Raw genomic sequence first — 20445 nt, 5'->3', positions numbered from 1 at the left:
GTTCCGGCTGGCTGGCCGCGCGCGTATTTATTGGGTGACGGGCGAATGCTGCGGCCGAAAGAGTTTGCCCTTTTCGGCGAACAGCACGATCACGATCGAGAGCAAGCCCAGGACCAGGAACCCCGCCGACATCGGCACGGTGGTGCCGTTGAAGCTCTGCCCGATCGCCAGCCCGATCACCGCGGCGAGGCAGGTGGAGATGAAGCCCTGCACCGATGCCGCCGTACCGGCGATATCGCCCATCGATTCCATCGCCATCGAATTGAAGTTCGATCCCATCAAGCCCACGAAGAATTGGGTGAGCGCCTGCAGGAGGATAAAGGTGAACAGCGTCTCATGCCCCGATAGCGCCACCAGCAGATGCAGTCCGCCCGCGCAGGTGAAGCAGAGCAGCGCCGCGTGCGAGATGCGCCGCGTTCCCAGCCGCTCCACCAGCCGCGAATTAAGATAGGCGGCAACGCCCATGGCGGCGGCTATGGACGCGAAGATGATCGGGAACAGCGGCTGCGCGTGGAGAATATCGGTGACGATCTGCTCGATCGAATTGATGAAGCCCAGGATCGCTCCGAAGCTGCAGGCGCCTACCAGCGTATAGCCGATCGCCATGCGATTGGTGACGACGCGCTCCATCGCCCGCCCGACGCCTCCGAACGACAAGGCGCGGCGATATTCGGGGTGCAACGTCTCGCGCAGCCGCAGCGCAACGATCGCGGCGGTGATGAAGCCATAGGCGCCGAGCAGCAGGAAGATCATCCGCCACGATCCGCCCAGCATCAGGATTGCCGATCCGATGCCGGGCGCGAGGATCGGCACGGCCAGGAAGACGATGAACGACAGGCTCATCACCCGCGCCATCCGCCGCCCGGAATAGCAATCGCGGACGATGGAGGAGACCAGCACGCGGGAAGCCGATGCCGCGATGCCCTGCAGAAAGCGTGCGATCAGCATCACCGTGAAACTCGGCACCAGCACGATAATCAGGCTGAACAGCGCAAACAGCAGCAGGCTGGCGACAACGATCGGCTTGCGCCCATAGGCATCCGCGAACGATCCCCAGCCGATCTGGGCGACGCCGAAGCCGATCACATAGGCGGAGATGACCCACTGCCGCTGGTTTTCCGCCGCGATGTGCAGCGATTGCGCGATCGCCGGCAGCGCGGGCAACATGCTATCGATGCCGAGCGCGTTCATCGCCATCAGCCCGGCCATCAGGGCAACGAAACCGCCGAAGCTTAAGCCGGGATCGCTGCCGCCGGGGGAGGAGCGCGCCGCATCAATCATGCGGGAATGGCGGAAATCTTGGGAACACCGCCGCCCTATGTCGCCGCGGCGGCTTTACGGCAAGCCGGGAGGCACACCCGTTCGAAGATGCGCCCTTACCGCATCTTCGAACGGGCGAAAGCTTAGGCTTCCTTGGGCTTGCGGCCGCGGCGCGGCTTTTCCTCGACGCGCGGCTTGCGGCCGAGCCCGATCTTGTGGGCGAGCGCGCGGCGCTGTTCGGCGTAATTGGCGGCGACCATGGGATAATCGCGCGGCAGGCCGAAGGTCTCGCGATAGCTTTCCGGTGTATAGCCATGCTGCGAAATGTGGCGGCGAAGCATCTTGTAAGGCTTGCCATCGATCATGCTGATCAGATGCTCGGCCTTGATCGAAGACCGCACCGAAACCGCCCCCTTGGGTTTTTCGGCGGCCGGCTCGGCCGGCGCCGAACCAAGAGTTGTGAGCGCGCTGTAAACGCTCTGAATCAGCGATGCGACTTCGGCGGTCGGCACATTATTGTTGGCCACGTGCGCCGAAACGATGTCCGCGGTAAGGGTGATCAATTCTTGATTGTCGTCGGCCACGGATAAGCTCCCTGAAGATTGTACCGAATATTATTTCCCACCCGCGGGCTCGCCCTATACTGATCTGCATCCGAAATAAACAAGAAATCATGAAGGATGATGCGGATTATTCAGTCCCCAAGAATGCGATTGTAAAGTGCAATGTAACGATCGGCCATGTGATCGACGGAGAAACGCCGCGCTACTGCGGCCCGGCAGGCCGCGCGATCAATATCTTTGGCGCGTTCAATGGCATCCACCGCGCCGGCCAAGTCATCGACAAGAAAGCCGGTGACGCCATGATCGATCAATTCGGGCATTGATCCGCGATTATAGGCGATCACCGGCGTTCCACAGGCCATCGCCTCGATCACCGAAAGTCCAAACGGTTCATCGAAGCCGATCAGATGCAGCAAGGCGCGCGCGTTACCCAGTGCGCGTGTCCGCTCGACACCGCCGACCGCACCGCGATGTACGATCGTCTCGCCATCCAGAAACGGCGCCACCTCGCGGTCATAATAGCCCTGATCCTGGATGATCCCGCACATCACCAGCGTGCGGCCCGTCGCCTTGGCCGCGCGGATGGCTTCGCCCGCGCCCTTGTCAGGGTGCATCCGCCCGAAGAACAGCAGATCCTCGCTGCCTACAGGATCGAACGGAAAATCCTCGATCGGAATGCCGTGGTGGATGGTATCCGCATAGCGCAGGCTCGGGTGGCGATCGGCCGCGCTGATCGCGACATAATGGACGCGGTCCTCGTACCGCTTGAACACCGGCACGATCCGTTCGGACGAGAAACCGTGGATCGTCGTGACGATGGGCGTATCGACCAGCCGCGTGAAAGCGAGCGGCATGAAATCGGCCTGATTGTGGATGATATCGAACCGCCCCGCCTGTTCGAAGACGTTGGAGATGTGGAGGATCTCCATCACCTTGGCATCGAGCGTGCCATCCTCCGAATAGCCCGTCGGCACCACCGCTTCCAACGTGCCCGCGGTGATGCTGTCGGCCGTTGCGAACAAGGTGACGTCGATCCCGCGCGCGACCAGGGCTTCGGTCAGCAGCGACGTGACCAGCTCCCACGGCCCATAATGACGCGGCGGCGTCCGCCACGAAATCGGGGCTAGCATCGCGATTTTCATAAGGAGGTCTTTATCAGGATGAGGCCCTCGTTCGCCTCAAGCGACGCCGTACTCCGGCGCAGGCCGGAGCATGTTGAGAAGAGAAGAGACCATCCCTCGCCGGGCAGGTTCAGTACCTGGTCCTCTGCTCCTAAATTTAGCACCACCAACATCCGCTCCTGGCCTTGCATCCGCTCATAGGCGAGCACATCGCCATCCGCCTCGATCCGCCGCACGGCACCCATCGCAAGCGCGGGATGCGCGCGCCGCAGCGCCAGCAAATCCCGATACAGCGCCAGCAACGAGCCCCGATCCCCCTCCTCGGTCGCAACATTGCGCGTGCGCCAATCGCCATTGAGCGGCAGCCACGGCTCACCGCTCGTAAATCCCGCGTTAGCGCTCGCATCCCATGGCATCGGCGTCCGCACTGGATCGCGTCCGAAGCCGAGCCCCGGCTCGCGCAGCTCGCGCGGATCCTGCACCAGTTCTGCCGGGATGGCGACATCGCCGAGCCCCAGCTCATCGCCATAATAAATCGTCGGCGTGCCGCGCAGCGTCAGCAGCAGCATCGCCGCGACGCGCGCTTGCGGCTCGCCCACCCGCGTTGCGATGCGCGGCCGGTCGTGATTGCCGAGCACCCAGTTTGGCCAGCCTCCCTCAGGCAGCGCGCCTTCATAGTCCCGGATCAGCTTGGCGATCGCAGCAGCGTTCCAATCGGCGGTGATCAGCTCGAAATTGAAGGGCAAGTGCACGCCGTCGAGCCGCGCGCCGTAATAGGGCATCAGCCGATCGTACGGCAGATAGATTTCGCCGATCAGGACGCGGTCGCCCGGATAGCTGTCGGCCAGCGCCCGCATCTCCTCGGCGATCGCGAACACCTCGGGCTGGTCGGTGGAATACAGCTGCAGGACGCGATCCTTGTCGGCCATGCCGGGGCGCCAATCGGGGTTGGGTGGGTTGTCGGGGAAATCCGCAGCCTTGACCATGTGCCACAATATATCGACGCGAAAGCCATCGACGCCCTTATCGAACCAGAAGCGCATCGCATCGAACATCGCGCGCTTGAGGTCCGGGTTACGCCAATTGAGATCCGGCTGCTCGACCAGCATCGCGTGGTAATAATATTGGCCGGTGGCCGCATCCCACTGCCAGGCTGATCCGCCGAAATCGCTGATCCAGTTGTTCGGCGGGCCGCCATCCGGTGCGGCATCCCGCCAGATATACCAATCGCGCTTGGGATTATCGCGCGAGGAGCGGCTTTCGAGGAACCAGGGGTGCTGATCCGACGAATGGTTGGGCACGAAATCGAGCAGCAGCCTCAGCCCGCGATCATGCGCGGCAGAGAGCAGGCGATCGAAATCCGCCATCGTGCCGAACATCGGATGGACGCCGGTGTAATCGGCGACGTCATAGCCGAAATCGACCATCGGCGAAGGGTAGATCGGCGAAATCCAGATCGCATCGACGCCGAGGCGGACGAAATGATCGAGCCGCCGCTCGATACCGGCAAGATCGCCGATCCCATCGCCATTGGTGTCCTGAAACGAGCGGGGATAGACTTGGTAGATGACGCCGGACTGCCACCATTTGGGGTGGGTCATCGGCCCCAACTCTTCCGTTCGTATCGAGCGAAGTCGAGACACGTTGGCGCAACCCTTGCGGCACGTCCCTCGACTTCGCTCGGGACGAACGGGGTAGTACAGACAAGCCTCACGCGAACCGACTTTTAGGAATATGCGTGATCCGGCACGCCAGATCCGCTTCCCCGCTCGCTACGATATAATGATCGCCGCCATCGACGAGGCCGGTGGTGAACACCACCTCGGTCGGCAGATAGAGCTGGTGCGCGATTGGGGCGGTCAGCGCAGGGTTGGCTTCGAGCAGACCCTTGCCGTCCTCCAGCCGCTTGACCCTCCACGGCTCGTCCTTGTCAAGCAGCCCCCAGAAGGTGCGGTAGACACCAACCTTCGCCTTGGTCTCGACGCCGTGATATAGCATCAGCCAGCCCTCGTCGGTCAGGATCGGCTGCGATCCGCCGCCGAGCTTGCGCGCCAGCTCCGATGCCTTGCGCGGGCGCAGGAAGGGCGCATCGACCGGCTTCCAGTGGAGCGCATCGGGCGATTGGGCGAGGTTGATCGAGGGGCCGGCGAGGAATTCGCTCTGCTCAGGATAAGCGAGGTAAAGCTCTCCCAGCGGCCGCGTCAGCGCGGTGAACAGGCCGCCGACCTTGCCTTCGAACAGGATCATATCCTTGTTCTGATGATCGAGCACGAGGCCCTTCAGCTCCCAATCGAGCCCGTTCGATGACGTGTACAGGCTGGTGCCGTGCCGTTCGGCCGAGACCGAGCAGGTCGTCATATAATAAGTGCCGTCGATCAGGCTGATCCGCGCATCTTCGATGCCATAATCCTGGTAGCTCATCGTCGGCGCGATCGCCTTGTCGTAATGAACCGCAACCACCTTCCGGCCCTCGGCGTCCAGCTCCACGGGCAGCAGCCAGGAAAGCGAGGTTAGCGCCAGCATTCGATACGCCCCGCCCGCGACATCAAACTGCCGGGGATCGCTCATGTTGACGCCCGAAAGCGGATGCGGATCGCGGACATAGCCGGCGCTCGTCCAGCGGATCGCGTGGACATGCTCCTTCTCGACCGGCTCTTTCAGGGCTTCGGCCACCCGCACCATCAGCAGGATGTTGCCGTTGGGCAGCCGCGCGAGGCCGGGATTGAACGCGCCAAGCACGTAGGTCTCGGCCCCGATCGTCGCAGCGAGGGGCGATCGCGCCAGATCGACGTCGTCCGGCGCGAAAATCAGATAATCGTCCAAATCTGGCCCCGCTTCATCGAAACAACCTGCCGCCTTGTGCAACAAAGACAGTCTTTAGCCGATTGTTCCCGCAAAGGAGCTAGGCGATGACGACATTGAAGAAGGGCGATGAGGTCAGCTGGAAGTCGCATGGCGGCACCGCGCACGGCACGGTCGAGAAAAAGCAGACCAGCCCAACGACGATCAAGGGGCATAAAGTGGCCGCCTCGCCCGACAACCCCGAATATATCGTCAAATCGGACAAGGGCGGCAAAGCAGCGCATAAAGCCTCGGCACTGATCAAGAAATAGCGCGCACACGGGCGCAATTCCCTCTCGCGCTCTCCAAAAACTCCTCCTAAGAGATGCCAACCCTACGGAGGAGGAACTATAATGGCGAAAACACCAGCGGCACCCGCGGCGAAGACCGGCGGCATTCACAAGCCCGTCAAGCCCTCGGCAGACCTGGCCGCAATCGTCGGTGCCGAAGATCAGCCGCGCAGCGCGATCGTCAGCAAGATGTGGGAATATATCAAGAAGAACGATCTGCAGGATAGCAAGGACAAGCGCCAGATCAACGCCGACGCCAAGCTGGAGAAGATTTTCGGCAAGAAGAGCGTCAGCATGTTCGAGATGAACAAGCACATCTCGACGCACGTCAAGTAGCAGGGTAGAGCCGGGGGCGTGAGCGAACGCTCCCGGCTTGTTCTGTGGCTTGAATTGAGGACCTGATGACCGAAAATACCAACGAACTTCTCGCGCTGACCGTCGAGATTGTCTCCGCGCACGTTTCCAACAATCGCGTTGCAAGCGATGAGCTGCCGGAATTCATCAAGAATGTGCACGGTGCTTTGACCGGCCTGGGCGAGGCCACCGCCGCGCCGGAAGCCGAACTCAAGCCCGCGGTGCCGGTGCGATCCTCGATCAAGCCGGATTACATCGTCTGCCTGGAAGACGGCAAGAAACTGACGATGCTCAAGCGCTATCTGATGACGCATTACAGCATGACGCCCGACCAGTATCGCGCCAAGTGGAAGCTGCCCGCCGATTATCCGATGGTGGCGCCCAATTATGCCGATCGGCGCCGCAGCTTGGCGAAAGAGATTGGCCTCGGTCGCCGCGCCAAAGCGGCTTAACCCCCGTCATCACCGTCATCCTGAACGTGTTTCAGCATGACGGTTGAGGGGCGAGCCCCCCGCTGCTTACTTCAAATATCGATCGAACCAGCCGACCATCCGATTGGTGATGTCCGCCGTATTCGCAGGCTTGCGGATGCCGTGGCCCTCGTCGGCGTAGATCACCAGTTCGGTCGGCACGTTCATGGCGCGCAGGCCGTGCCAGAATTCCAGGCTCTGCGCGGGCGGGCATTCGACATCGCGTTCGCCGACATAGATGAAGGTGGGCGTGGCAGCACGCCTGATCGATCGGATCGGCGAGAGCCGATCGTAGGTGGCGTAATCGTCATAGGCCGATGCGCCGAAATAGGGGATCATCCACTGATCGATCCCGTTCTGGCCATAATAAGCCACCCAATCGGCGATCCCCGCGCCCGCCACCGCCGCCTTGAACCGCTTGCTGTGCGTCACCGTCCACATCGTCATGAAGCCGCCGTAGCTGTGGCCGAAGATGCCGAGCCGATCGTCGTCGATCGGCGCCTGCTTCTCGACAGCAGCGATGCCGGCCAGATCGTCCTCCAGATCGCCGCCGCCGAAATCCTTGACGTTGGCGCGGACAAAGGCCTCGCCATGCCCGTAGGAGCCGCGCGGATTGGGCTGAAACAGCCAATAGCCATGCGCGAGCAGCGCCTCATTGTTGCCGCCCCAGATGAAGCGCGGCATCGTCGCCGCCGCCGGGCCGCCATGGATGATGGTGATCATCGGCTGCTTGGCGGTGGCCGACGCGCCCTGCGGCTCCAGCAGCCAGCCCTGCACCTCCTCGCCGCCGCTCTTCCAGCGAATGTCGTGCGCGACAAAGGCTGCGGTGAGCGCGTCATTGTCGTGCGTAATGGACTTGCCCACGCCGATCGGCCCGAAGGCGATAGAGGGCGCCTTGGTGAAGCTTTCGGTCACATAAGCCGCCCTTGTGCCGCTGCGATCGAGCGAAACATGCGCATCGCCCGCCGCCATCGATTCCGCACTGGGGGCGCCGAGGGTCAGCTTGCCGGTCGCAGGGTAGAGCCAGCCCACCGCCGATGAGCCGCTAACGATCGCGCTGACGAGCAGCTGGTTTCGGCTCCATGCCAGCGACGTGAAGGTCACCTTCACGTCCGGCGTCAGGTTGCGCGGTGGGCCGCCCGCGATGGGCACGGAATAGATATCGCCGCCCACCGATCCGAAATCGCTCATCAACCCGCCGATGAAGGCGACGCTCTTGCCGTCCGGCGATACACGCGGGAAGTTCATCTGCATCTTCGGCGCGGCGATGGTGCGCATCGGGCCGGCGATCGGGAAGGCGCGGAGGCTCGCCACCCACCATTGATTGTCACCATTGCCCTCGGCGGCGGTGCCGACGAAACCCTGTCCGTCCGGCGTCCAATCATATTCGTAGACGAAAGTGCCCTCGGGCGAGACCATCGCGATCGGGCCGCCGGTGGCCGGGATTGTCGCGATCCGTTTGGAATCCTCGTGCTCGCCGATCACGCCCACCTGCCGCGCGCCGGGCTGCGTTGCGCCGGTCTCCTTGGTCGCACCAACCGTCACCAGCAGCGCGATGGTCTTGCCATCGGGCGACCAGCGCAGCCCGGCGGCGAGGCCATTGACGCTGGTCAGCTTGCGCACCTGTCCCTTTGCCAGCGCATAGACCGTAGCGTTGCCGCCGCCGCTCGCCACGAACGCCAGGGTTGCACCATCGGGGGAGAAAGCCAGCGATGCGTAGCGGCAGGTCGCACAGGGATCCTGCCGGGCGATCAGCTTGCCGTTGGTGTCGCGCAGCACCAGCAGGCCATGCCCCTCACTCGGCGCATCCTTGACCTGCGTGCTTTCGACGCTCGCGATCACGCGGCCGGCCGGATCGAGCGTGACGCTGCTATAGTGCACCATTGAGGACGGGGCGGTGGTGGCAGCCAGGGCTGCGGCAAAGAGGGCAATGGACATCGATCGTTTTCCTTTGCCGTTTGTTTTGCAACCGCGCCGCCGTGCGCACAAGCCGCTTGCACGCCGCGTACCGCCACCCCATCTGCCGCGCGACGCAGGGAGGCTCTTCGATGATTGATCTCTATTATTGGCCCACGCCCAACGGGCACAAGATTACCCTCTTCCTGGAGGAAATGAGCCTCCCCTATGCGATCCACCCGATCAATATCGGGAAGGGCGAGCAGTTCGCGCCCGATTTCCTGAAGATCGCGCCGAACAACCGGATGCCCGCGATCATCGACGCCGATCCTGCCGATGGCGGCGATCCGGTCAGCGTGTTCGAGAGCGGTGCGATCCTGATCTACCTCGCTGAGAAGACCGGCCAATTCTACGGCAGCACGCCGCGGGAGCGCATCGAAACCCACGAATGGCTGATGTGGCAGATGGGCGGGCTCGGCCCGATGGCCGGGCAGAACCATCACTTCCGCAATTATGCGCCCGAAAAGATCCCCTACGCGATCGATCGCTACGTCAAGGAAACCAACCGCCTCTATGGCGTGCTCGATCGCCGGCTAGCGGACCGGGCGTTCGTCGCGGGCGACTATTCGATTGCCGACATGGCCGCCTACCCCTGGGTCGTGCCGCATGAGATGCAGGGCCAGACCCTTGACGACTTTCCCAACGTGAAGCGCTGGTTCGATGCCATCGCCGTCCGCCCGGCGACGATCCGCGCTTATGCCAGGGGCAAGGAAGTAAACCCCAACCCCGGCATCCGTACCGACGAAGAGCGCAAGATCCTCTTCGGCCAGACCGCGACGAACACGCCCAAGGCTTGATCAGGCCCGTCCCCTGTGCTCCGGCGGTTGCTGGAGCACAGGTTCGAGGGGCAAAGCGTTCGTGACGGTTACTCAAGCAACCGCCTCAAGGCCGGGCGCGTCTGCCTATTTCATCCTGATCGTGGTCCTGCTGGACGCGATCGGCTTCGGGATCGTGATGCCGGTGATTCCGGGGATCGTGATGAAGCTTGGCCATGTCGATCTGCCCGCCGCGACGCGGATCGGCGGCTGGCTGGGCGTCGTCTATGCGGCGGTTCAGTTTTTGAGCGGGCCGTTGGTCGGCAATCTCGGCGATCGCTTCGGGCGGCGGCCCGTCCTGCTCGGTGCGCTCGGCGGTTTCACCATCGATTATCTGTTGCTCGGCTTCGCACCCAACCTGCTGTGGCTGTTCGTCGGCCGCGCCTTTGCGGGTTTCTTCGGCGCATCCTTCGGTCCGGCAGGGGCAGCGCTTGCCGATATCTCCGCACCGGCGGAGCGCGCCCGCTATTTCGGGATGATGGGGGCGGCGTTCGGGATCGGGTTGGTGGTCGGCCCGGCGATCGGCGGTGCGCTGGGCGAGATCGGCCCACGCGCGCCCTTCTATGCAGCGGCCGCGCTGACCGCGATCAATTTCCTGTTCGGTGCGTTTGCATTCCGCGAAACGCTGGCGCCGGAAAACCGCAGGCCGTTCGAGTGGAGCCGCGCCAATCCGGTCGGCGCTTTCCGGGCGCTGCGTAAGCTGCATGGCGTCATCGCTCTGCTCGCCTCCGCGTTCTTCTGGAACATGGCGACTATGATTTATCCGGTATCCTGGGCCTTCTTCGCGATGGCGGCGTTCGGCTGGGGATCGGGGATGGTCGGCGCGAGCCTCGCCATGGTTGGCGTCTATATGGTGTTGAGCCAGGTCTTCATCGTCGGCCGGCTCGTCAAGCGGTTCGGCGAACGGCGCGCGGCCGCGCTCGCCATGATGGCGACGACCTTCGGGTTCCTTTGCTTCACTGGGGTGCGCACGCCATGGCTGGCCTTCGCGGTGCTGGCGTTGCAGCTGATCGGATCGGCGGCGATGCCGGCCCTGAACGGCCTGATCTCCCGCGCGGTGCCGCCCAATGCGCAGGGCGAGCTGCAGGGGTTCAGCGGTAGCATGGCGGCGGTTGCGGCGATCATCGCCCCCGCCGTCTACAATTCGACGCTCGCATATTTCACCGGGCCGACCGCCCCCTTCCAGTTCGTAGGGGCGGGCTTCGCGATCGCAGTGGTTCTCGCGCTGGCCGCGCTGGCGATTTTGATGGGCAGCGGTGCGGCAACGCCTGCCAGGGCCGAGCGGTATCAGATGCCGCCGTCCACCGCCTCGTAACCCAGCGCCGCCAGCCGCGCGGTGACATCGGCGGCGCACGCCTCGGCCGCGGCGAGATCGGTCGATCGGATGATGAAATTGGCGCCCGTGCGGCCTTCGCGGAAGAAGGGGTAGCTGCCGATCTGGCATCCCGCGCTCCCGGTCTCCGCCGCCCTCAAAAGCTCGGCGACCTCGCTCTCCGCGACCCAGCAGCCGAGCGTCACCGACAGCAACGGCAGGCCGCCCTGCAGCGTGCCGGTGAGCGCCTCCAGCATATAAGCGGCGATGTGCGGCACCCCGGCGAGGATGAAGATGTTGCCGATGCGGATGCCCGGCGCGCCCGACATCTGATTCTCGATCAGCGAGGCGCCCTCCGGCACCCGCGCCATCCGCAGCCGCGCCTCGGTCAGGCCGCCCCGCGTTGCATAATGTTTCTCGAGGATCGCGCGCGCATCGGGATGGACCACGACCGGCAGGCCCAAGGCAGCGGCGATGGCATCGACGGTGATATCGTCATGCGTCGGCCCGATGCCGCCTGTCGTGAACAGATAATCGTTGCCCGCCGAAAGCGCGTTCACCGCCGCGCCGATCGCCGCCATCTTGTCCGCAACGACGCGCACCTCCGCCAGCCTGATCCCCTGCACGTTGAGCCAGGTAGCGAGCTGCGCGATATTCTTGTCCTGCGTGCGGCCCGAGAGGATCTCGTCGCCGATCACCAGCAAAGCGGCGGTCCAGATGCGTTCCGAGGCGCTCATCGCCTCGCCCATAGCTCTGCCGGTGGCGAAAGCCAGCCTCAACGGTTATATAGGCACAATGACGCATTATCAGACGATCACCGCAGACGACGTCGTCACCCGCACCGGTGCCATCAAGCTCTACGGGCCGGAGGGTTTCGAGGGGATGCGCCGCGCGGGGGCGCTGGCCGCCGACATCCTCGATGCGCTCGGCGCGCATATCCGCCCCGGCGTCACCACTGAGGCGATCGACCGCATCGTCTATGACATGACGATGGCCGGCGGCGCGGTGCCGGCGACGCTCAACTATCGCGGCTATACGCACAGCTGCTGCATCAGCGTGAACCATGTCGTGTGCCACGGCATCCCGGGGCCCAAGACATTGAAGGACGGCGATATCGTCAATGTCGATGTGACGCCGCTGCTCGATGGCTGGCACGGCGACAGCAACCGCACCTACCTCTGCGGCGATGTGCCGCTGAAGGCGCGCAAGCTGGTCGAGGTGACGTACGAATGCATGATGCGCGGCATCGCGGCGGCGAAGCCGGGCGCGCATCTCGGCGATATCGGCCATGCGATCCAGACCTATGCCGAAGCGCACCGCTACGGCGTCGTCCGCGATTTCTGCGGGCATGGCGTCGGCCGTCTGTTCCATGACGCGCCCGAGGTGGTCCATGTCGGCCGCATCGGCACCGGGCCGGAGCTGCGGCCGGGCATGTTCTTCACGATCGAACCGATGATCAACATCGGCCGCCCGGACGTCAAAGTGCTGGACGATGGCTGGACGGCGGTGACGCGCGACCGATCGCTCTCCGCCCAATTCGAACACTCGATCGGCATCACCGAAGACGGCTGCGAGATCTTCACCAAGAGCCGGCGCGGGCTCGACGTGCCGCATCTGGCGGCCTGACCGCCGCGCCTAGCAGCGTGGCGTCCGGCCCGGCAGCGGCGATCCGCCATCGCGCTAAACGCGGTATCATCCGCCAGGTCCGCGCTTTGTTCAACGATCAGGCCCGCGGCGAGCGGCCGGTGCAGCGCAGTTCCGACGCGCTGTTCGCGCCGGGCTCGCCGATCCAGCGCGTGCATGGCGACGTAACATCGATGATGGTCGGCGGGGTCGCGGCGCTGTTGCTCCAGATGCTGCATCCGGCGGTGTTGGCCGGCGTCTGGGACCACAGCAACTTTCGCACCGACATGCTCGGGCGGCTGCGGCGCACGGCGCGGTTCATCGCGGTTACCACCTATGGCCAGCGCGATCAGGCGGTGGCGGCGATCGAAAAGGTGCGGGCCGTCCACGCGCACATCGCCGGCATCACGACCGACGGCACCCCATATCGCGCCGATGACCCACATCTCCTCGCCTGGGTCCATGTCAGCGAGGCGCTGAGCTTCCTCGATGGCTGGCAGCGCTACGGCAGCCGCCCGCTGACCGCCGTGGAGGAGGATCATTACTTCGCCGATTTCGCGACGATCGCGGCGGCCTTGGGCGCCGATCCGGTGCCGCGGAGCCGTTCGGAAGCGATGGCGCTCATCACCACCCTCCGCCCCGAGCTCCACGCCGACGATCGGACGTGGGAGGTGGCGCGGATCGTGCTTGGCCATAGGCCGGACAACATGCTGGCGATCCCGGTGCAGGCGGTGACGATGCAGGCGGCGGTGGACCTGCTGCCGGATTGGGCGCGCGCCATGCATGGGTTGCCGACGCCGCCGGCGATCGTCCGTCCGCTGGTCCGCACTGGCGCCATGGGCCTTGCGCGTACCTTGCGCTGGGCTTTCGCCGATTAGGGTGGATCGTCATTGAGGATCTTCGATCCTCCCCTGCAAGGGGAGGTGGCATCGCGTCAGCGATGACGGAGGGGTGTAGCCCTCTCGATAGGGGGATACCCCTCCGACGCGCTGCGCGCGCCACCTCCCCTTGCAGGGGAGGATTTGGGGACCGCGATCGGCTTTAACCGCCGCGCTTGGCGCGGGCCGTGAGGATCTGCTGCAGCGGGTTGGGCTTGGGCGCGGCGATCCGCGTCAGGCGGTTGCGGTCGTGATGTTCGAACAGGCCATCTTGCCCGCGCACCGCGAGCATCGTCTTGATATCATAGCTGAAGACGTCATCGCCTTCGAAGGTGAGCGCGATCGTATAGGCATCGGTGCGGAAGGCATGTTCGAGGAAGCTGGTCGAGCAGATGCCATAATCGGTAGGACCGCGCGTGGCGGTGAGGGTCAGCATGTCGTCGCCGGGTTGCGCCATCCCTTGGGCGAGCGCGACCTGGCCGCGCGGAATCGCCAACGTCTGCATGATCAGCCCCGTCGCGGGCTCCCACAGCCAATAGCCGATCTGATCGTGGAAGGTGATGTCCTCTTCCTCGGTGGTGATGTGGACGTGGTAGCGCAGGCCGTAAAGCAATTGCGGGCCATTGGCCTGGGGATCGATCGGCTGAAAGCTGATCCGTTCAAGGAAGGCGCGCTGCTCCGGCCCCTCGGCCTTGGGATTGATGTCGATCCCGCTCCTGCCCTCCCATTCGCCCGCCAGCCGCGTCAGCGGGCCGAGATTGGCAAGCGTATCGGGATCGACGTCGCTCGGCTCGGTGAAAATGTCTTCGGGAAAGGGGTTCATCAAGCGCCTTTGGACGGGCCGAAGTTGAGGAAGTTGAGGATTGCGGAACGGTGTGCTGGCTTTCTCGAAAGGATCAGACACGGAACTTTGCCAACGCTGCTCCAATATCACAGGAAAGCGCAATTGTCAAGAACATACCGTGATCGTTCCGTTATCGATATGAAGTTGCTGGTGGGCGATCCGGGCGGCCTCTCCGGCGTCGTGGGTGACGATCAGCACGGGGGTGGCGAGCGTCCGCAGCAGCGCGGCAAGCTGGTCGATCAACCCGGCGCGGCCCTCGGCATCCAGACCGGTGAAGGGCTCGTCGAGCAACAAGAGTTTCGGCCGGATCAGCAGAGCGCGCGCGAGGGCGACACGCTGCGCCTCCCCGCCCGAGAGCTTCGCGGGGCGGCGATTGAGGAGGTGGGCGATACCGGTGCGTTCGGCGATGTCCTCGATCGACAGCGGCGCCTCCGCGCGGCGTGCGGCGTAGGCGAGGTTGGCGCGGACGCTGAGATGGGGCAGCAGATTGGCGCCCTGAAAGACGAAGCCGATGCGGCGGCGGTGCGGCGGCAGGAAGTTTTGTGCATCCTGCCAGACCTCGCCGCCGATATGCACCGAACCCTGCAGCCGTTCGAGGCCGGCGATCGCGCGCAACAATGTGGTCTTGCCCGCGCCGGAAGGCCCCTGCAGCGCAGTGATACCAGGCGGCACCGTGAATGCGGCATCGATTGCCAGCGCCCCTGCCCGCCCGCTGAGCCGCACTCTGAGCGTATCGCTCAAGGTGCCACCGATCCGATCCGGCGCTCGGCCAACAACAGCCCGAGCAGGGCGAGGAAGGCGAAGGCGACCAGCCCGGCGGCGATGCGATGCGCCTCGCCATATTGCAGATTCTCGACCAGCTGGAAGATGCGCGTCGACAGCACTTCGGTGCGGCCCGGAATTGCGCCGCCGATCATCAGCACCACGCCGAACTCGCCGACGGTATGCGCGAAAACCAGGATCGCGGCGGAGACAAAGCCGCACCGCGACAGGGGTAGCGCGATCGTGGCGAAACGATCGAACGGCCCCGCGCCCAGCATCGCCGCCACCTCCAGCGGGCGCGTGCCGACGCTTTCGAACGCGGTGCGCAAGGGCTGGACGGCGAAGGGCAGCGAATAGAAGAGCGAACCAATCACCAGCCCGGTGAAGGTGAAGGCCAGCGTGCGGATGCCGAAGGCGTGCAGCGGCGCCATCAGCGGGCTCTGCGGGCCAAGCGCGATCAGCACATAGAAACCGATTACCGTCGGCGGCAGCACCAGCGGCAACGCGGTGACCGCGCCGATCACCTCCTTCCACCACCGCCGCGACCGCGCCAGCCACCAGGCGAGCGGGGTGGCTATTGCCAGCAGGAGGATCGTGGTGATCAGCGCCAGCTCCAGCGTGGTGGCGATCACCAGCGCGAGGGGGGTGGGGTCCACCGGTTAAGCTCGCGCAACAGTAAAGCCCCTCCCCTTCAGGGGAGGGGTTGGGGTGGGGGAGTCGTAGCAAAAGCTCGCTGCGCTCGCCCCCACCCCCAACCCCTCCCCTAAAGGGGAGGGGCTAAGAGGTTCAGCGGATCTCATAGCCGTAGCGCTGGATCACGGCGCGCGCCTCCGGTCCCCGCAAATAGGTCAGAAAGGCCCGCGCGACCGGATTGGCGGCGCCCGTCTTGAGCAGCACCGCCTGTTGCTCGATCGGCGCATGGAGATCGGCGGGCACCAGCCAGCGCGATCCGCCCGCGATGCCGATCACCTGACTCTGCGCGACGAAACCGAGCTGCGCGGCGCCGCTCTGCACGAACTGAAACGCCTGCGCGATCGAGGCGCCCTTGACGAGACGCGGGCCGACGGTGCCGCCCAGACCTAGCGCGTTGATCGTCTGGATCGCGGCAAGGCCGTAAGGCGCCGCGGCGGGATCGGCGATGGCGAGCTTATCGAAGATGCCGCGCCTGAGCACGATACCGCGCCCATCGATCAGCACCGGATCGGGCGAATAGAGCACCAGCCGGCCGATGGCATAAGTGAAGCGCGTGCGCGGCACCACGAAGCCGTCTTTCTCGGCCTGCGCGGGGCGTTCGGCATCGGCGGAGAGGAAGACCTCGAACGGCGCGCCGTGCGCGATCTGCGCATAGAAGGCGCCGGATGCCCCGAAAGAGAGGATGGCGCGGTGGCCGGTGGCGCGCTGGAAGCCCGCGGCGATTTCCTTGGCGGGCTCGGTGAAATTGGCGGCGACGGCGACCTGCGTTTCGGCGGCGAGCGCGGGGGCCGTGAGCCCGAGCGCGAGCAGGCAGGTGAGAAGGAGGCGGTTGAGGATCGTGCAGCGCATAGATCAGCGTTAGGCGATGCGATCAGGCACAAGCAATCCTCCCCGGCACGGGGAGGGGGACCAGCCGCAAGCTGGTGGAGGGGGCTCAACACTAGGTGCAGCGCTCGTTGAGAGCCCCCTCCGTCATCGCTGCGCGATGCCACCTCCCCGTGCCGGGGAGGATTTCAGGCCGCCAAAGCCTTGCGCCCAAGCGCCGGATCATCGGTGAAGAAGCCGTCGATACCCGTCGCCAGATAAGTCTTTATCTCCCGGACCGATCCCTCGGGATTTCGCGCAGCAGGAGCCCCACCATCCTGAAAATCGGCGGCGAGGAAGAAATTCTCGGGACGGAAGGTCCAGATATGGACGAGCAACCCAGCACGATGTGCATCGGCGACCAGGGTGGTCGGCCGCATGAGTTTCTTGTTCGCATCAAGCGGGATGATCGCGCGCACCGGCGGCGCGATGACATCGGCATAACCGGCCACTTCGCGCAGCCCTGCCGGCGTGACCATCTCGGCATAGCTCGGCCCGCTGCCCGCCGCGACGACATCGGCCGGCTTGCCGGCGGCGGGTTCTACCAACTGCATGAGCCGGGTGTTGGCGGGGTGGCCGAGCTTGCGGCGCAGATAGCGCAGGTTGGCAATCTCGAACGACTGTATCTCCAGCGGGCAGCGTTTGACATAGTCATGCCGCGCCAGCGTATCGAGGAAGCGATCCTCGAGCGGCAGGCCGATACCGCTGAAATAGGTCGAGTGCTTGAGTTCGGGGATCAGGCCGATCGGCCGGCCGCGCGCTGCGCTTTCGGCGGCGGCGAAATCGATCATCTCGGGCCAGGTGACGAGATCGAACGCGCCATCATATTTGGCATTTTCGGGCCGCAGCTGTGGGAGGCGCTCGATCGCGCGCAGCGTCTTCAATTCGGCGAGCGTAAAATCCTCGGTGAACCAGCCGACCTGTTTCTGGCCATCGACCATTTTCTCGGTCTTGCGCTCGGCAAACTCAGGATGTTTGGCGACATCGGTGGTCTGGACGATGTTGTTCTCGTGCCGGATGATCAGCTGACCATCCTTGGTGGCGCAAAGATCGGGCTCGATGAAATCGGCACCGTCCTCGATCGCCTTGGCATAGCTGGCCAAAGTATGTTCGGGCCGCAGCGCCGAGGCGCCGCGATGCCCGAAGATAAGCACCTTCTCGCGCGGCGTCTCGGTAAAGGCGACGCCTGCCGCAAGCGCGGCGGCGGCCCCTCCCGCCAACACCTGCCGCCGCGTCGCGCCCTCCATGCTCAGAGCGCCGCCGAGAAGGTCAGGAACCATTGGCGCGGCGCGATCGGATAGGCCGACCAGCTGTTGGTCGCCGAGCCGACCGAGATCGACGACCAGCCCTTCTTGTCGGTCAGATTGGTCACGTTGAGCGAAACCTCCGCTTTCTTGATATGGACGACCTCCTCCGGCAGGCGGAAGGCGATGCGCGCCGAGGCCAGGAAGTAGGATGGCACACTGGCGTCATCCGTAAAGGTAGCGAAGCGGCGGCCGACGAAATCGCCGATCACCTGCGCCTCGAACGGCCCGACATCTACGGTGCCCACCGTCTTGTTCATCCATTTGGGCGTGCCCGGCAACTGCTTGCCGCAGGTCGGCACGATGCCGCCGGTAACGAGATAGCCGCCGATGCAGGTGTTGCTCGCAGCCCCGATGCCGAGCGCGGTGGAGGTATAATCGTTCTGATATTTGGAGAGGTTGTACGAGGTGGCGTTGTACAGCGTGACGTTGCGGCCGAGACGCAGCGTGAAGGCGGCATCGACGCCATCGGTATGGACGTCGCCGACGTTGACGAGGATCGAGGTGCCGCCGGTGATGCCGCCGCCCGCGATGCCGCCGGGGTTGGTCGAGATCGCCAGCAGCCGGTTGTTGAAGACGACATGGTAATAATTGATCTGCGCCTGCAGCCCGAAGCCTTCGCCGAAGCTGCGATTGGTGCGGAAGCCGCCCTCATAGGTCCAGCTCGTCTCGGGCTTGCCCTGCTGCGCGAAAGCATCGAACGCCGCCTGGCTGCCCGTGAACCACGGACCGCCGCCGCCCGCCAGATAGACCGGATATTGGCGGAGGTTTTTCTGCACGTTGAAATAGAGCTGCTCGTGCCCGTTGAAATCATAGGTCGCGCCGACCGCCGGCAGGAACCAGCGCAAGGTGTTGATCGTGCCCTGCGGCAGTCCGCCGGTAAGGCCGGACAGCGATCCCGCCTTGGGCTGCACGGGGAAGGTGCCATTGGCCCATTGCGCGCTGGTCTTGAAACCCGCCTGAACGAGCAGCTTATCGAACATCTGCCACGTATCCTGCAGGTGGAGCTGCAGCTCCTCGATCCGCGCATTGCCCTGATATTGGGTGAAGAGCGGCGCGGCCTTGCTAAGCGGCCGAATGTAGGGCGTGCTGGCAGCCGGATTGTTGACGTCGACGCCATACCAGCGGCGCCACTGCGTCGTGCTGTTATATTCATACCAGCCGCCCAATTCGATCTTGTGCGCGCCGAGATCGAGGTTGAGCGCCGAGATCAGCCCGCCGCGATCGATGCGATATTCGGTGGTGCGCGTGACAAGGCCCGATCCCCCCGTCGCCGCGACCAGCGCCGCCGATGCGTTGTTGTTCGCCGTATAATGCGGGTTGGTCGCGTAATTGGGATCGAGATAGGGCTGGATGGTGGTGATCGATTGCCCCAGCGGCCCGGCGACGACGCCCGCGCCATCGTTGTGGTGGAAATAGGCTGTGTTTGACCATGTCGCCTTCGATGACAGATGGGCGTCATAGCGGACGTAGCCGAGATAATCGGTGCGCTGCGCATCCGAATAATAGTTGCGGTAATTGCTACCGACCGACGCGGGCGAGTTACCCAGCGCGCTGAGGTAATTGGTCCGGTAATCGGTGAAGTTCGGGTAGTAGAAGGGCTTGCTGTACGGCGTGTAGAGCTGGACGGCGGTGGCGGTGCCGCCCGCGGAGGGCTTGAAGAAGACGGTCGCGTCCTCGTTCGGCTGGGTCATGTCGTTCCAGTCGAAGAACAAAGTCAGCTTGCCGGAGCCGTTCTCGTGCACGACCTTGGCGTTGACCTGATAGCCGCCCTGGATGCCGTTGAAGTCCCACGCGCGGGCGTGTTGCCGCGCCGCCGAAATATAGGCCGAGCCGCCGCCATCGGCGCCGAACGTGCCGCTGTCGATGCGGACGAAGGTGCGTGACGTGCTATAGCTGCCGACCGTCTCCGCCGCCTGGATGCTGAACGTCTTGAGCGGATCGGAGGAATAGGTTTCGACCGTGCCGCCGAGATTGCTGTTCGATGCGGTGGCGAGATCGCCCGCGCCGGTGGCGACGACGACGCGGCCGACATTCTCCGAGATCACCGCACGCTGCGGGGCGAGGCCGTTGTAATTGCCGTAGCTCTGATCGCCCAGCGGCAGGCCATCCATCGTATAGCCGAGCTGGTTCGAGGCGAAGCCGTGGATGAAGATCTGCGCGTTCTGCTCGTTATAGCCCCAGGGATCGGCGGTGATGTAGAGCACGCCGGGCAGCGTCTGGATCGCCTTCAGCGGCGAGATGCCGGGCAGGATCTTCTGGATTTCGGTGCCCGGCAGCGCGGTGGCGGAGCGGGTCGATTTGCCGGTGACGATGATCGCTGCGCCGGCATCGTCGACGGCGGGCGCGTCGGCCACAGCCGGGGCCGGCGCGGGATCGGCCGGCGCCGCATGGGCCGCGGCCGAGAGCGCGAACAGACTGACGACGCCGAGAAGGCGGATGCGGGAACGGATCATGACAGGCCCTTTTCGCTTTTTTGCGTTGAGGGCCCGATG

20 protein-coding genes are annotated in these 20445 nt (G+C 64.5%); 7 read left to right on the top strand and 13 right to left on the bottom strand.

Annotation, left to right across the window (positions count from 1 at the left end; genetic code table 11):
* Positions 1 to 27 precede the first annotated feature (27 nt).
* The 5 genes from FHS31_RS08155 to FHS31_RS08135 form a co-directional block, all read right to left on the bottom strand.
* The gene (locus tag FHS31_RS08155) at positions 28 to 1281 is read right to left on the bottom strand and encodes a multidrug effflux MFS transporter (protein WP_167072859.1); all 1254 of its coding nucleotides are present in this window, start codon (positions 1279 to 1281) and stop codon (positions 28 to 30) included.
* A 122-nt stretch (positions 1282 to 1403) separates the two neighbouring features.
* The gene (locus FHS31_RS08150) at positions 1404 to 1844 is read right to left on the bottom strand and encodes a MucR family transcriptional regulator (RefSeq protein WP_167072858.1); all 441 of its coding nucleotides are present in this window, start codon (positions 1842 to 1844) and stop codon (positions 1404 to 1406) included.
* A 110-nt stretch (positions 1845 to 1954) separates the two neighbouring features.
* The gene (locus FHS31_RS08145) at positions 1955 to 2965 is read right to left on the bottom strand and encodes a glycosyltransferase family 4 protein (RefSeq protein ID WP_167072857.1); all 1011 of its coding nucleotides are present in this window, start codon (positions 2963 to 2965) and stop codon (positions 1955 to 1957) included.
* The gene (locus tag FHS31_RS08140; protein ID WP_167072856.1) at positions 2962 to 4545 is read right to left on the bottom strand and encodes an alpha-amylase family glycosyl hydrolase; all 1584 of its coding nucleotides are present in this window, start codon (positions 4543 to 4545) and stop codon (positions 2962 to 2964) included. The genes FHS31_RS08145 and FHS31_RS08140 overlap by 4 nt, the downstream gene beginning before the upstream one ends.
* Before the next feature lie 109 nt (positions 4546 to 4654).
* A complete protein-coding gene (locus tag FHS31_RS08135) occupies positions 4655 to 5767 on the bottom strand; it encodes a glycoside hydrolase family 130 protein (protein ID WP_167072855.1) in 1113 nt (370 codons plus the stop codon).
* A gap of 86 nt (positions 5768 to 5853) precedes the next feature.
* Between FHS31_RS08135 and FHS31_RS08130 the strand changes: the two genes are divergently transcribed.
* The 3 genes from FHS31_RS08130 (at position 5854) to FHS31_RS08120 (ending at position 6881) form a co-directional block, all read left to right on the top strand.
* Entirely contained in the window at positions 5854 to 6057 is a 204-nt protein-coding gene (locus tag FHS31_RS08130; RefSeq protein WP_167072854.1) for a hypervirulence associated TUDOR domain-containing protein, read from the top strand.
* Positions 6058 to 6138: 81 nt separating this feature from the next.
* Complete coding sequence (locus tag FHS31_RS08125) at positions 6139 to 6411, top strand: SWIB/MDM2 domain-containing protein (protein ID WP_167072853.1); 273 nt, start codon at positions 6139 to 6141, stop codon at positions 6409 to 6411.
* Between the two features lie 65 nt (positions 6412 to 6476).
* The gene (locus FHS31_RS08120) at positions 6477 to 6881 is read left to right on the top strand and encodes a Ros/MucR family transcriptional regulator (protein ID WP_167072852.1); all 405 of its coding nucleotides are present in this window, start codon (positions 6477 to 6479) and stop codon (positions 6879 to 6881) included.
* A gap of 66 nt (positions 6882 to 6947) precedes the next feature.
* On the opposite strand, the gene FHS31_RS08115 is transcribed toward FHS31_RS08120, so the two are convergent.
* Positions 6948 to 8783 (bottom strand): alpha/beta hydrolase family protein, encoded by a 1836-nt coding sequence (locus FHS31_RS08115; RefSeq protein WP_243843342.1) that lies wholly within the window; start codon positions 8781 to 8783, stop codon positions 6948 to 6950.
* 164 nt (positions 8784 to 8947) lie between these two features.
* Between FHS31_RS08115 and FHS31_RS08110 the strand changes: the two genes are divergently transcribed.
* Both FHS31_RS08110 and FHS31_RS08105 read left to right on the top strand, forming a co-directional pair.
* Positions 8948 to 9652, top strand: coding sequence for a glutathione binding-like protein (locus tag FHS31_RS08110; protein WP_167072850.1), 705 nt, complete (start codon positions 8948 to 8950; stop codon positions 9650 to 9652).
* Between the two features lie 61 nt (positions 9653 to 9713).
* Positions 9714 to 10985: an MFS transporter gene (locus tag FHS31_RS08105; protein ID WP_341786317.1), complete on the top strand. Its 1272-nt coding sequence runs from the start codon at positions 9714 to 9716 to the stop codon at positions 10983 to 10985.
* Here FHS31_RS08105 and FHS31_RS08100 read toward each other — a convergent pair.
* Positions 10958 to 11719 (bottom strand): competence/damage-inducible protein A, encoded by a 762-nt coding sequence (locus tag FHS31_RS08100; RefSeq protein WP_167072849.1) that lies wholly within the window; start codon positions 11717 to 11719, stop codon positions 10958 to 10960. The two genes, FHS31_RS08105 and FHS31_RS08100, sit on opposite strands and share 28 nt — an antisense overlap.
* A 58-nt stretch (positions 11720 to 11777) precedes the next feature.
* Here FHS31_RS08100 and map point away from each other — a divergent pair, with 58 nt between their 5' ends.
* Positions 11778 to 12608 carry a type I methionyl aminopeptidase gene (gene map, locus FHS31_RS08095; RefSeq protein WP_167072848.1) on the top strand — a complete coding sequence of 277 codons (831 nt, stop codon included), beginning with the start codon at positions 11778 to 11780 and terminating at the stop codon, positions 12606 to 12608.
* A gap of 17 nt (positions 12609 to 12625) precedes the next feature.
* Positions 12626 to 13483, top strand: coding sequence for an oxygenase MpaB family protein (locus tag FHS31_RS08090; RefSeq protein WP_341786316.1), 858 nt, complete (start codon positions 12626 to 12628; stop codon positions 13481 to 13483).
* Positions 13484 to 13646: 163 nt separating this feature from the next.
* On the opposite strand, the gene FHS31_RS08085 is transcribed toward FHS31_RS08090, so the two are convergent.
* The 6 genes from FHS31_RS08085 to FHS31_RS08060 form a co-directional block, all read right to left on the bottom strand.
* The gene (locus tag FHS31_RS08085) at positions 13647 to 14306 is read right to left on the bottom strand and encodes an FABP family protein (RefSeq protein ID WP_167072847.1); all 660 of its coding nucleotides are present in this window, start codon (positions 14304 to 14306) and stop codon (positions 13647 to 13649) included.
* Positions 14307 to 14432: 126 nt separating this feature from the next.
* Entirely contained in the window at positions 14433 to 15068 is a 636-nt protein-coding gene (locus tag FHS31_RS08080; RefSeq protein ID WP_167072846.1) for an ATP-binding cassette domain-containing protein, read from the bottom strand.
* The gene (gene modB / locus FHS31_RS08075) at positions 15065 to 15745 is read right to left on the bottom strand and encodes a molybdate ABC transporter permease subunit (RefSeq protein ID WP_167072845.1); all 681 of its coding nucleotides are present in this window, start codon (positions 15743 to 15745) and stop codon (positions 15065 to 15067) included. The genes FHS31_RS08080 and modB overlap by 4 nt, the downstream gene beginning before the upstream one ends.
* Positions 15746 to 15875: 130 nt before the next feature.
* Positions 15876 to 16631, bottom strand: a complete 756-nt coding sequence (modA, locus tag FHS31_RS08070) for a molybdate ABC transporter substrate-binding protein (protein WP_167072844.1) — start codon at positions 16629 to 16631, stop codon at positions 15876 to 15878.
* 164 nt (positions 16632 to 16795) lie between these two features.
* On the bottom strand, positions 16796 to 17926 hold the full coding sequence (locus FHS31_RS08065; protein ID WP_243843341.1) for a glycerophosphodiester phosphodiesterase: 1131 nt from the start codon (positions 17924 to 17926) through the stop codon (positions 16796 to 16798).
* The gene (locus tag FHS31_RS08060; protein WP_167072843.1) at positions 17896 to 20406 is read right to left on the bottom strand and encodes a TonB-dependent receptor; all 2511 of its coding nucleotides are present in this window, start codon (positions 20404 to 20406) and stop codon (positions 17896 to 17898) included. The genes FHS31_RS08065 and FHS31_RS08060 overlap by 31 nt, the downstream gene beginning before the upstream one ends.
* Positions 20407 to 20445: the final 39 nt, after the last annotated feature.

It is taken from the genome of Sphingomonas vulcanisoli (assembly GCF_011761305.1).
GTDB classification, from domain to species: Bacteria; Pseudomonadota; Alphaproteobacteria; order Sphingomonadales; family Sphingomonadaceae; genus Sphingomonas_I; species Sphingomonas_I vulcanisoli.
Note: the sequence above shows the minus strand (reverse complement) of the source record. Positions and strands in the feature narration are given on the sequence as shown.